The following is a 12317-nucleotide window of genomic DNA, read 5'->3' on the forward strand; positions in this document are numbered from 1 at the left end:
ATGACAGCACGTTGCATCATGGTGCTGGGCACCAGCAGTGGCGCGGGCAAAAGCTGGGTGGCCACGGCGCTGTGCGCCTACTACCGCAGCCAGGGCCTGAAGGTTGCGCCGTTCAAGGCGCAGAACATGAGCAACAACGCGCGCGTTGTGGCCACGCCCGAGGGCCGCTGGGGCGAGATCGGCACGGCCCAGTATCTGCAGGCGCTGGCCGCGGGTGCGGTTCCCGATGTACGGATGAACCCGCTGCTGCTCAAGCCCGAGGCTGACACGCGCAGCCAGGTCGTGCTGTTCGGACAGGTCAATGAGGAGCTGAGCGCCATGCCCTGGCGAGGTCGCAGCCTCAAGGTTTGGCCGCAGATCGCGCAGGCGCTGGACGAGCTGCGTGCCGAAAACGATGTGGTGGTGATCGAAGGCGCGGGCTCGCCGGCCGAAATCAATCTGCATGCCAGCGATGTGGTCAATATGCGTGTGGCCAAACATTGCAATGCACACTGCCTGCTGGTCTCGGACATAGACCGAGGCGGAGCCTTTGCCCATCTCTACGGCACCTGGGCACTGCTGCCTGAGGATGAGCAAAAGCTCATCAAGGGCTTTGTGCTCAACAAGTTCCGGGGTGATGCAGCACTGCTGGCACCGGCGCCCCAGATGCTGGAAGAGAAGACGGGTGTGCCCACGGTGGCTTGCATTCCCATGCAGTTCCAGCATGGTCTGCCCGAGGAGGACGGCGTGTTCGATGATCGCGGCAGCACGGGAGCCGGGCGGGCCGTTCACACCACGATTGCCATCATCGCCTATCCGCGCATCAGCAATCTCGATGAATTTCAGCCCCTGTTGCAAGTGCCAGGCGTGCGCGTGATCTGGGCTCGCTCTCCCGCGCAACTCGCCGAGGCGGACTGGGTCATTCTGCCGGGCAGCAAGGCCACGGCTGCCGACCTGGCCTGGATGCGTGCACAGGGGCTGGATGCAGCCGTCGTCGCTCATGCCGGACTCGGCAAGCGGGTGCTGGGTATTTGCGGCGGTCTGCAGATGTTGGGCGAGGCGCTGATCGATCTGCATGGAGTGGACGGCAATGCCGCAGGCCTGGGTCTGCTGCCGCTGGCGACCCTGTTTGCGCAGGACAAGACTGTGCAACCCACGACCCTGCAACTGCCTGCGTTGCAAGCCCCATGGAATGCCCTGAGTGGCGTGCCGGCACGTGGCTACGAGATCCACCACGGCCAGACCCAACTACGTGCCGACATGCAGATGGCCAGTGTGCGACCGGCTCAGGAGCTGTTGCCCGGCATGCTATGGCAGGGAGGCAACAGCGCTGTCATCGGTACCTATCTGCACGGTCTGTTTGAAAACGCCGAGGTGATCCATGCGCTGTTCGGCCACGATGCACCCAGCCTGGAGCAGGTGTTTGCGCGGTTGGCGCAGGGCGTGGGGCAATGGTTTGAGCCGACCGCGCTCCCGCTTACTCGCTGATTTGTAGGATTGATCCTGCGGACTCATAGCCGCTGAACCGATAAGCCCTGCCTGAGAGTGCGTGCAAGCTGACCGAGCTATTCACTTTTTGGAATGGAGTTGCGTATGGCTTTTTTCAAGGTTCAGACTCTTCAACTAGCTTTGGGTGCGGCGGTTTTGTCGCTGGCAGGCATGGCCAGCGCACAGGTGGATGCAGCCAAGCCGGCGGCTGAAGCAGCTGCGATGGATGCGGCCAAGCCCGCGATGAAAAAGCACCACCATCGCCATCATCACAAGGGCCAGCGTTCCATGCGCGAGAGCAATTCGTCTTCACGCGAGGCGATGGCGGCAAGTGCCGAAGCCAAGAAGGGCAAGCTCGACGACGGCCAGGGCATCAGCCAGTACGAGCGCAATGCCTACGCCCGTTGCGGTGTGTTCAAGACCGAAATCGACCAGCAGGCCTGTATGGCGCGTGTCAAGGATGGCGCGGTCAGCGGCTCGGTCAAGGACGGAGGCATTCTGCGCGAAATCACGGTTGAGGAAGTCATTCGCTGAGGCTTTGCCGCGTCTTCCGCCAAGGCCCTTAGGGGCCTTTTTTCATGCAGCTTCTGAGCAATCGTTGAACTTGGCGTTGCGGCGCCGATGAAAGCGCGATACTTGCAGGATCCCAAAAACGTGCCTTCCGCATCCCGGTGGTGGATGGCACTCAGGCCTGATGCACCGGGAATGACTGCACGCATGAGTTCCGCTTCTTTTTCCGAATTCCTACCGTCCACCATCTGGTCCTGTCCGCAGGTGCAGGACATCCATGACGCGGCGCTGCAAGCCCGCGTCCAGCATCGCCTGGATTTCAAGACCAAGCCCCAGGGATCGCTGGGCGTGCTGGAACAACTGGCCTTGCGCATTGCCGGCATCGTGGGTTGCGAGACTCCCAATCTGTATGCACCGCAGATGGTGGTGTTCGCTGCGGATCATGGACTGGCTGCTCAGGGTGTGTCGGCCTATCCGGTCGATGTGACTTGGCAGATGGTGGAAAACTTCCTCGCTGGCGGCGCGGCCGTAAGCGTGCTGTCTCTGCAGAACGGAATTGATCTGAATGTCGTGGACTGCGGCGTGGCCCGCGACTTTGAGGTGCGCGAGCAGGATCCTGCGCACAAGCTTCCCAAGGCCCATGAGCCACGCCTGTGGCGGCGCAAGGTGGCCTATGGCACGGCGGACTGCAGCCAGGGGCCGGCCATGAGCGAAGCGCAATGTGCGATGGCGCTTCGCAATGGCGGGGAAGTGGTCAAGAAACTGCCGGGCAATGCGCTGTTGCTGGGCGAGATGGGCATAGGCAATACATCCAGCGCTTCATTGCTGCTGGCGCGTCTGTGCGGCGAGCCGATAGAGGAGGTGACCGGGGTGGGCACGGGCCTGAGCAGCGAAGGTCTGGCGCGCAAGATCGCCGTGCTCCGTCAGGTGCTGGATCTGCATGTCGACGTGCAAGATCCCCTGGCCGTGCTGGCAGCTATGGGCGGACTGGAGATTGCGACCATGACGGGAGCCGTGCTGCAGGCCGCTGCAGAACGCCGCCTGATCGTGGTGGATGGCTTCATCACCACGGCCGCCGTGCTGGTGGCCAGCCGTCTTCAACCCCATGTGCTGCAGCGCTGCGTGTATGCGCACCGATCGGGTGAGCCGGGTCATGCTCGTATGTTGGCTCACCTCCAGGCCCAGCCCATGCTGGACTGGCAATTGCGCCTGGGCGAGGGTTCTGGCGCGGCGCTGGTCTGGCCGCTGCTGCGCTCGGCCTGCACCATGCTCAACGAAATGGCCAGTTTTGAATCGGCCGGCGTCAGCGGCAAGAGCTGAGGAACTTGAAAAAATATAGCTGCAAGCGCTTTGTGGATATTCGTTTGAGGCGTTTTCAGCTCTTTTTTCCAGCTGCCGGTGCCGGGGTTTGGGGTGTGAAATCGCAGTATTTTGAAGCCACGCATTCCCAGCAGCGGGGCTTGCGCGCCTGGCAGACATAGCGGCCTAGCAGGATCAGCCAGTGATGGGAGTCCACCGCGTATTCGTCGGGTACGCGCTTGAGCAACTGCTTTTCGACTTCCAGCGGATTCTTGCCGGGTGCCAGCCCCGTGCGGTTGCTGACGCGGAAGATGTGCGTGTCCACGGCCATGGTAGGCTGACCGAAAGCCACGTTGAGCACCACATTGGCGGTCTTGCGGCCTACGCCGGGAAGGGCTTCCAGCTCTTCGCGGGTTCTGGGTACTGTGCCTCCATGCAGCTGAACCAGCATGCGGCAGGTCTCCATCAGATGCTTGGCCTTGCTGCGGTACAGGCCTATGGTCTTGATGTAGCTCTCCAGCCCCTCAAGCCCCAGATCCAGAATGGCCTGCGGAGTGTTGGCAACAGGAAAAAGCTTGCGCGTGGCCTTGTTCACCCCTACGTCGGTGGCCTGGGCAGACAGCAGCACGGCGGTCAGTAACTCGAACACCGTGGTGTATTCCAGCTCGGTTTGTGGCGTGGGGTTGGCGGCCTTGAGCGCAGCAAAAAACGGCGCTATATCGTTTTTCTTCATGGGCGATATTGTGGCTTGTCGTTCAGGGGGCGGAACAAAGAAAAAGCCGCGGCGTTACACAGCGGCTCGGCGGGCGGAGTCGCAGCAAGTCAGGGATCCAGGTTGTAGCTCAATACAAGGCTGTAGCGCAGTTCCCTATCGGGATTGTTGACAGAGCGATCGCCCAGCGGCTTGCTCATGGCAAGGTCCAGTGCATAGTGGCGGCTGTCGGACAGGCGCAGCCCCAGGCTGGCAGAGCGCAGCGTATTGCCTTTGACTCCGCTGGTCTGCTGATGCGTGCGTGCCCATTCGTAAAGCAGATAGGGCTCAGCCGACTTGATCCAGGCCTGGTTGATGAGGAACTGGTAGTTGAGTTCGGCACTGGCACCCATGCCGGAGTCGCCCGAGAACTCGCCAGCCTGATAGCCGCGGCCGAAGCGGGTAGAGCCAAAGGAGATTTTCTCCGGGATGGGAAGAATGTCGGCACTGTATTGCCCGCCCACGGCAAAAGCGGCGCCCATCTTGTTCGCGAAGCGATGGCGCTGTGCATAGTCGGCGGTGATGCGCGTGAAGTCCAGCTTGGCAGGGTTTTCAAGCTTTTGCAGCAAGCCCTGCCGATAGTAGAGGTCCAGATTCTTGTAGGCCCCCAGGCTGTCCAGGCCGTGGGCCAGCAGGACCGACGCCGAACGGGTGGTGGTCTTGCCAAAGGACGCCCAGGCCATTTGCGCATAGAGCGTGCGAACCTTTTCCTCGCGCAGCAGGGAGGCCTGGCTATCGGCCAGTTCACGGCTGTAATTGATGGCATACAGACCCGCCGTGGTGCTGAGCTGGGTGGTATTGCTCAAGATCCATGGGTGGCTGATATTGAAGTCCAGCTTGCGTTGCTGTGTCAGGTCATCAATGCCGGGAATGCGCGTTGCCGGCGGGTTGAAGCTGCGGTAGTCGGAATAGCTGACACGTGCCTGCGTGCCCTCGGGCGTTAGCTGCTGAGTGAAACCGATGCTGCCGAAACGCTCCTTGTCGGGGTTTTGCAACATCGCCGAAGCCTGAAGCTGGCTGCCTGACCACAGAGGGTCGTTCAGGGTGAGGGAGGCAATGATGCGCGGCGTTGGCTTGCGCGCCTCGCCCCCGACGGTGACTGCAATGGGCTTGTGCTTGGATTTGATGACCAGGGGCACTGCACCATCGGTGGTGGTCGGCAGATTGGCCGACGCGGTGATCTGCACTCCTGGAAGGCGTGCCATCAGCTGGGTCTGGTGCTGAAAGGTTTTGGTGGTCAAAGGCCTCTCATTGAGCAGCGGCTGGGCAATTTCGCGTATCTGGTCCTCGGAGCGACCGAAATTTCCCTCCAGATTCAAGCTCTGCACATAGCCTTCGACCACGATGACCTGCACCGCGCCATTGGCAAAGTCCTGCGGAGGAAGGTAGGCAAAAGACAGGGCGTAGCCATGGCGTTGATACAGCTCGCTGACCTTCTGGGTTGCGGCATTGAGCTCGCCCACCGTATGCGTGCCATTGATGAAGGGTGTGAAAAGTGCGCTAACTTCTTCGAAAGGAATCGCCGTGCTTCCCTGCACATTGACGCCACGTACTGCGACCCGGAGGTTGATGAGGTCCTGAAGACTTGGCTGGGGCTTGTCTATCTGCACCGGAACCTGCCTGGGCTGCTGTTGCAGATTCCTTGCCGATTCGGGCGTTTGGGGCAGGCTGTTGAGCGGATTGCCGCCCTGCTGTGACCAGGCTAGAGGAGCCCAGGCCGCAAGTGCCAACGCCTGAATCCTGGGGCCGATGCGGCCCTGTGGTTTTGCTTTTGACTGCAAAAGTCCCTCCTATTCTATTTTTATGACTCTCATTGTTCCCTACATCCCCAGAACTGGGTATGGGGCTGTCGTAAAAAAGCCCGCCTGCAGGCGGGCCAGGCTCAAGCGGTGCACAGACCACCGCCGTTCGCCTTATTTGCTGGTGGCTACCGCTCCACCGCCCAGGCCGAGCGCCAGATTGCCGCCCAGCAGTCCACCCAGCAGGCCGCCCGAGGTGCTTGCACCACCTGCTGCTCCTGCGCCTGCAGCGACATTGGTCACGCCGCCAAGTACACCGCCCACAAGGCCTGTGACTGCGCCAACGGTGTTGCCGACCAGGCCTGTCACCGCAGTGCCTGCACTGCCGCTGCCTCCTGCTGGAGCGCCTGCCGATCCCGTGACACCGCCGACAAGCCCTGTGACGCCGCCCAACACGCCTCCGACCAGATTGCCTGTTCCTGCGACAGGGCTACCACCGCTTGCTCCACCGGTCACGCCACCGACCAGGCCCGTGACGCCGCCCAGCACGCCGCCGACAATATTGCCTGGCCCACCAGCGGGGCCGCCTGCGCCGCCCGTGACATTGCCAAGTACGCCACCGAGCAGGCCGCCGCTAGGTGTGCCGGGGCCTGTCACCACGCCGCCCAGGCCGGCCACGGTCTGGCCGACGCCCGAGACCACACCGCCCAGCGGAGCAACAATAGGAACCCCGGTGCTGGTGACGGAAGCTCCCACATGATTGACGACGCCGCCAACGGTGCCCAGCAAGCTGTTAACCGGCTGGCCGAGGCCAGTGGTCTGAACCAGATTCTGGGTGGTGCCCAGGACGGTGCTCAGTACCGGTGTGGCGACCTGGCTGACCTGGGTCGTAAGACCCGAGACCAGCGGGTTGCCGGTCAGCTTTGCCACCGTGCCCTCGACGCCGGAAACGGTGGTGCCCAGGATTTGCACCGTGCCGCCCGCCAGGCCCGCCACATCGCCGACCACGCCAAGCTGAGGAGTGTCCAGCGCACTGACCGTCTTGCCTGCCGAAGTGACCGCAGCGCCCAGATAGCCGACAGCAGGAGCCACGCCTTGCAAGGTGGTGCCTATGGGGTCGGCCGTCTTGCCGATCTGGCCCAGGCCTGCGCTGACGCCGCTACCCACGCTGCTGACGGCATTGTTCACATTGCCAAGAATGCCGCCGGCCGGCTGGGCCACACCGCTCAGAGGCGTGCCGTTGGTGGCCGTGCCCAGAGTGGAGGTCACGATGTTGTTGACGTCGCTGATGACGCCGCTTGTTCCGGAAAGCGTTCCTGTGACATCCGCCACGGTGTCGCGCACCGGCGTGAGCGGAGTGCTTGCCACAGGCGGGTTGCCCGTGCCGCCATCACCGCCACCGGTGTTGCCACCACCAGTACCGCCGCCTGTGCCTCCACCTGTTCCACCGCCAGTTCCACCTCCGGTACCGCCACCAGTGCCGCCGCCGGTGCCACCACCAGTGCCGCCTCCGGCAACAACATCTCCACCGCCGGTGCCGTCGGGTCCGAGGTCGCTGCGCAGAGAGCCGCTAGAGCCACAGGCAGCCAGACTGGCAACCAAGGCTACGGCACACAGGCTGCGTAGGCTCAACGGGGTTTTGCCGTCAATGGCAACAGACAGTGCCTTGCCGGTAAAAGTAGTAGTACGCATAAATCCTCCATCCCAAAAACAAGTGAAAAAATCCGTCAAATACGCGGTCCGTTGATCGGTAGGCGTATGTTCTTGTCAGAGCCTTGGCGCTGTCCAATTCAAAGTTTGAGACACGAAGTTATGCGCAATTAACAATTGCTATCAACTTTTGTAGTTTGGTAGGAGTTTGATTACTTGCAGCATGGAATAGCGCCTACATAAAAGCCACTTCCTGTCTCTGGGGCGATTCGCACGCCACAATGGGCATCTGCCGCTCAAGCAGCGACGAGATTCCCGTAGCGCTTTAACCAAGAAAACGTATGCAATTTGCCAAACGACTCGATAACGTAGAAACCTCTGCGATCCGCGAACTCTTCAAGCTGCTGGGCAAGCCAGGCATCATCAGCTTTGCGGGCGGCTTTCCGGACAGTGCCATGTTTGACGTAGCGGGCATCAGCGCTGCCTCCGCGGCAGCCCTGCAGCAGGAGGCGGGAGCCGCATTGCAGTACGGTGCGACAGAGGGTTACCAGCCGCTGCGCGAGCAACTGTCGTCCTTTATGGCTGGCAAGGGCGTGCCCGATGTGGCGCCCGATCAACTCATCGTCACCACCGGCAGCCAGCAGGCACTGGACTTGCTGGGCAAGACCATGGTGGGAGAGGGTGACAAGGTCATCGTCGAAGGCCCCACTTTCCTGGCCACGATTCAGTGTTTCCGCCTCTATGGCGCAGAGGTGATCTCCGCCCCTGTGGACGAGCATGGTGTGAAGACCGACGAACTGGAAAAGCTGATTGCCGAGCACAAGCCCAAGCTGGTCTATCTGATCCCGACCTTCGGCAATCCCAGTGGTGCCATGCTGAGCCTGGAACGCCGCAAAAAGGTGCTGGAGCTGGCCGTCAAGTACCAGACTCTGGTGGTGGAAGACGACCCCTACGGCGATCTGTACTTCAATGAAGCGCCTCCTGCCAGCCTGCTGTCGCTGACGCGCGAAGTTCCTGGCAGCCGAGAGTGGCTGGCTCACTGCGGTTCATTGTCCAAGGTGCTCAGCCCCGGTCTGCGTATCGGCTGGCTGATTGCACATCCCGAATTGCTTGCTCGCGCCGTGATGTGCAAGCAGTTCAGCGATGCCCATACCAGCACCTTTGCCCAGGCCACTGCAGCCCAGTATCTGAAGTCCGGCGCCATGCCCAAGACCCTGGCCCATGTGCGCGAGGTCTATGCCAAGCGTGCCGAGACCATGGGCGATGCGCTGCGCGAGCAACTGGGCGATGCCGTCGAGTTCGTGCAGCCTGCCGGCGGCCTGTTCATGTGGGTGCGTCTGACGGGCGCGCGTGGCCAATTGGCGGATGCGGCCGTGCTGGCCAAGAAGGCTATTGAAGAGGGCGTGGCCTTTGTACCGGGCGCTCCGTTCTATGCACAGAACCCCGATACGGCGACCTTCCGCCTCTCGTTTGCCACGGCTGACGAGGACAAGATTCGCGCAGGCATTGCTCGTCTTGCCAAGGCGCTGAAGTCATGAGCGACAGTCACGAAGCCTTGCAAGAGCGAATCATGGAGCTGGAGATCAAGGCCAGCTACACCGAGGATTTGCTTGAGCAACTCAATATGACGATCTACCGCCAGCAGCAGCAGATCGATCTGTTGATCAACGAGGTGAGGGAACTCAAGCGCCAAGCGCCAGAAGGCGGGGGCGCGATGGTGCGCAATCTGCGCGACGAGTTGCCGCCGCATTACTGAGCACGCTGGGCGATGCGGTCAAGAAAAAGGCCGGAGTGAAAGCTCCGGCCTTTTTTGCACTCAAACCGCACCATATCGCCAGCAACCCAAGGCAGTACATGCGCAGCGTGCTATGAAGTTTGGATTTACTCCAATGGGGTGCTGGCAACGTTCTTCATCTTGCCAAGAAAGAGGCGGGTAAAGAAAGCGGCCATGACGATGATCAGCAAAATCACGGCCAGGCTCATCAGTCCGTAGTCGGTTGAAAAGAGATCGATCATCAGCTTCATGGTGCCTCCCTGTTGAGTTTCCGCAGTCTTGCGGCATGTCTCACTATGGCCGCTCGGCCTGGCCGGGGGCTTGTGCTGCATCAAGCTTTGACCGCAGCCGCTTTGAGGCAGAGCAAGCATGGCGAATCCTCAATCCTGGCGGGCGTTTTCAGGGGCTTTTGCTTTGAGGTTGCCGAAATTCCTTTCAGAGGAGGGAGGCGTTGCCAACTTACTTTCGCAAAAAGGGCAGGGCTACCTCTTCTGGAATAGGGCAGACATAGGGCTTGCCCTCACGGCGTTGCACTAGTTCTTCCTTGGCGCGTTCCAGCAACTCGGGCTGGGCGAACAGTTCCACAGCGGTGGCGGTCAGAATTTTTGCGGCGTGCACCATGCCGGTGTGAGCCAGGCCGGACTGCCCCTGCGACACCATCTGCCAGGAGTGCAGCGGTGTGCCGAAAGCATAGCAGGCCACCCAGGCCTGAACCGTGGGCGTGATCCAGCTCACATCGGCCACGTCGGTGGAGCCGAACATGATGTCTTTGGCGTTCGGGTCGTAGGGAGTCAGACCTTCAAAAATGGCCGGCACCTTGCCGCGCAGCACGCTGGCCAAAGGGCGGCTGACGGCATCGACATCGTTTTTGTCCAGCGTGGCCTGGAACTGGCCGGCAACAGCATGCGCCTGTGCATTGGCTTGCAACTGTCCCAGTGCCTGCATCTGCGCATGCATCACGCTGTTCAGCGTGCTGTTTTGCAGCAGATTGGAACAGGCCTTGTCGAAGATGATTTCGAGCTTGCAGTCCGTCATCAGTGCGGCGCCACGCGCCACGTTCTGAACGCGCTCATAGAGTTCGGCGGCTTCGTGGTTGCGTGCTGCCCGCACCAGATACAGCACTTCGGCGCGCGCCTGCACGACATTGGGCGACAGACCACCGCTATCGGTGACGGCGTAGTGCACGCGGGCGTCCGAGGGCATGTGCTCGCGCAAATAGTTCACCCCCACGTTCATGAGCTCCACTGCATCCAAGGCGCTGCGGCCCAGGTGGGGCGAGTGCGCGGCATGCGATGCCTTGCCATGGAAGACAAACTTTGCCTGAATATTGGCCAGCGTGCTCTGGCTGAACAGACCGGTGTAGCTGGCTGGGTGCCAGGTCAGTGCTGCATCCACATCATCGAACACGCCGGCGCGGGCCATGAAGGTCTTGCCGGAGCCGCCTTCCTCGGCTGGACAGCCGTAATAGCGCACGCGTCCGCTCGTGCCGGTGCTTTTCAGGTGCTGCTGCAGCGCAATAGCGGCAAAGTGCGCAGAAGTTCCCAGTAGATGGTGGCCGCAGCCGTGGCCGGCCAGACCAGGGCTGTCGGTGGACGGGGTGCAAACCAGAGCACCGCTTTGCTGGTTCAGGCCTGACAGGGCGTCGTATTCACCGAGCAAGGCAATGACCGGGCCTGCATCGCCCCATTCGGCCATGAAGGCGGTGGGGATGCCTGCCACATCGCGCGTGATGCGGAAACCAGCCTGCTGCAGCGCATCGATGTGAAGCTGGGCCGAAGCGTTCTCGGCATAGCGCAGCTCGGCCAGAGACCAGATCTGGTCGGCCAATGCCGTCATGCGTGGTGTCTCGCGTTGAAAAAAATCCTGCAGGGCGCTCATCGCTTGCATGGCAAAAGGGTCCTTGAGCTGTGGTGAAGAAGATAGGGCATGAAGAAGCAACCGGCCGGCTGCAGCGAGCGCCGGCTGCAGGGCAGGCTCTTATTCGGGCTTGACGCCGGCCTTGTCGAGCAGGGCCTTGTTGCGCTTGAGTTCGGCGGCGATCTGGGCCGGGAACTGGGAGGGCGCTGCCTCGGTCGCCGTCGCGCCCAGATTCTTCAGGTGCTTTTGCACCTCGGGCAGGTGTACTGCCTTGACAGCCGCATCCTGCAACTGCTTCACGATGGGGGCCGGTGTGTTGCTGGGGACGACCAGACCGAACCAGCTGATGCCCAGTTCGTTGAGTTCGTCGTAGCCCAGTTCCTTGAAGGTCGGCACATTGGGCAGGTCGGGTGAGCGGCCATGTGAGGCCACCACCACAGGCAGCAGCTTGCCGCCCTTGATCTGTGGCATTGCCGAGGGCAACTGGTCGGTCATGATCTGAACCATGCCGGCCAAGGCGTCATTGAGTGCAGGGCCGTTGCCGCGATAGGGCACGATCTGGATCTGGGTCTTCATGGTTTCGTTGAACGAGGCAACCATCAGATGTCCCAGCGTTCCCAGGCCTGGCACTCCGGCACTGTAGGTGCCGGGCTGGGCCTTGACCTTGGCGAGAAAGTCCTTGAAGTTGTTCACGCCCATCTTGGGGTGGGCCATATAGACCGAAGGCATGGTCACCAGATTGGCAACTGGCAGCAGCTTGCCTTCAATCTTGCTGGCGCGTTTGTAGAGCAGGGGGTTGATGGTGGCTGTGCTCACGGTAGCCATGCCAATGCTGTAGCCGTCCGGAGCTGCCTGGGCGATGGCCTCGCTGCCGATCAGTCCTCCTGCGCCGCCCTTGTTGTCCACGATCACCGGTTGCCCCAGCGTGGTGCGCATGCCTTCGGCAATCACGCGGGCCACGATGTCGGTGGAGCCGCCGGCGGCAAAAGGCACGATGAGCTTGACAGGCTTGCTTGGATAGGCGTCAGCAGCCAGCGCCTGCGGCGCAGCCAGGGTCCACAAGGAGCTGGCAATCGCCAGCGAGAGCAGGCCGACGCTGCGATTGAGGCCATTTGTGCAGCCGCGAGTGCGTGAAGAGATGGGCATGGAGGGCTCCTGAAAGATATCGGCCGATGCGTGCCTGCACCATCAGTGCTGTTCACGAACTTCTGCCGTCATGGGAATGAAATATAGAAATTCCGGAGCCTGGGCAGTACATGTTATTTGCGGT

11 protein-coding genes are annotated in these 12317 nt (G+C 61.5%); 5 read left to right on the top strand and 6 right to left on the bottom strand.

Features of this window, described 5'->3' with window-relative positions:
- From EIC84_RS01955 to cobT, 3 genes are all read left to right on the top strand, one after another.
- On the top strand, window positions 1-1467 hold the full coding sequence (locus tag EIC84_RS01955; protein ID WP_003063028.1) for a cobyric acid synthase: 1467 nt from the start codon (window positions 1-3) through the stop codon (window positions 1465-1467).
- A 105-nt stretch (window positions 1468-1572) separates the two neighbouring features.
- Entirely contained in the window at window positions 1573-2001 is a 429-nt protein-coding gene (locus EIC84_RS01960; RefSeq protein WP_003063026.1) for a hypothetical protein, read from the top strand.
- Window positions 2002-2184: 183 nt separating this feature from the next.
- Window positions 2185-3297 carry a nicotinate-nucleotide--dimethylbenzimidazole phosphoribosyltransferase gene (gene cobT, locus EIC84_RS01965; protein ID WP_003063024.1) on the top strand — a complete coding sequence of 371 codons (1113 nt, stop codon included), beginning with the start codon at window positions 2185-2187 and terminating at the stop codon, window positions 3295-3297.
- Between the two features lie 55 nt (window positions 3298-3352).
- Here the strand turns inward: cobT and nth are convergent, their stop codons facing one another.
- The 3 genes from nth to EIC84_RS01980 all read right to left on the bottom strand — a co-directional run bounded on the left by nth (window position 3353) and on the right by EIC84_RS01980 (window position 7458).
- Window positions 3353-4009 carry an endonuclease III gene (gene nth, locus EIC84_RS01970; protein ID WP_003063022.1) on the bottom strand — a complete coding sequence of 219 codons (657 nt, stop codon included), beginning with the start codon at window positions 4007-4009 and terminating at the stop codon, window positions 3353-3355.
- Between the two features lie 89 nt (window positions 4010-4098).
- Window positions 4099-5808 carry a ShlB/FhaC/HecB family hemolysin secretion/activation protein gene (locus tag EIC84_RS01975; protein WP_012837965.1) on the bottom strand — a complete coding sequence of 570 codons (1710 nt, stop codon included), beginning with the start codon at window positions 5806-5808 and terminating at the stop codon, window positions 4099-4101.
- Between the two features lie 132 nt (window positions 5809-5940).
- Window positions 5941-7458 carry a collagen-like triple helix repeat-containing protein gene (locus tag EIC84_RS01980; RefSeq protein WP_003063018.1) on the bottom strand — a complete coding sequence of 506 codons (1518 nt, stop codon included), beginning with the start codon at window positions 7456-7458 and terminating at the stop codon, window positions 5941-5943.
- Between the two features lie 299 nt (window positions 7459-7757).
- Here EIC84_RS01980 and EIC84_RS01985 point away from each other — a divergent pair, with 299 nt between their 5' ends.
- Both EIC84_RS01985 and EIC84_RS01990 read left to right on the top strand, forming a co-directional pair.
- On the top strand, window positions 7758-8954 hold the full coding sequence (locus EIC84_RS01985) for a PLP-dependent aminotransferase family protein (RefSeq protein ID WP_003063017.1): 1197 nt from the start codon (window positions 7758-7760) through the stop codon (window positions 8952-8954).
- Complete coding sequence (locus tag EIC84_RS01990; protein WP_003063015.1) at window positions 8951-9172, top strand: SlyX family protein; 222 nt, start codon at window positions 8951-8953, stop codon at window positions 9170-9172. Before EIC84_RS01985 ends, EIC84_RS01990 begins: the two co-directional genes overlap by 4 nt.
- Before the next feature lie 125 nt (window positions 9173-9297).
- On the opposite strand, the gene EIC84_RS01995 is transcribed toward EIC84_RS01990, so the two are convergent.
- From EIC84_RS01995 to EIC84_RS02005, 3 genes are all read right to left on the bottom strand, one after another.
- Window positions 9298-9441, bottom strand: coding sequence for a DUF3149 domain-containing protein (locus tag EIC84_RS01995; RefSeq protein WP_012837967.1), 144 nt, complete (start codon window positions 9439-9441; stop codon window positions 9298-9300).
- Between the two features lie 208 nt (window positions 9442-9649).
- Window positions 9650-11077: a M20 family metallopeptidase gene (locus tag EIC84_RS02000; RefSeq protein WP_003063012.1), complete on the bottom strand. Its 1428-nt coding sequence runs from the start codon at window positions 11075-11077 to the stop codon at window positions 9650-9652.
- 90 nt (window positions 11078-11167) lie between these two features.
- The gene (locus EIC84_RS02005; RefSeq protein ID WP_003063010.1) at window positions 11168-12193 is read right to left on the bottom strand and encodes a tripartite tricarboxylate transporter substrate binding protein BugE; all 1026 of its coding nucleotides are present in this window, start codon (window positions 12191-12193) and stop codon (window positions 11168-11170) included.
- Window positions 12194-12317: the final 124 nt, after the last annotated feature.

This window comes from Comamonas sp. A23 (assembly GCF_004522605.1).
Taxonomy (GTDB): domain Bacteria; phylum Pseudomonadota; class Gammaproteobacteria; order Burkholderiales; family Burkholderiaceae_C; genus Comamonas; species Comamonas thiooxydans.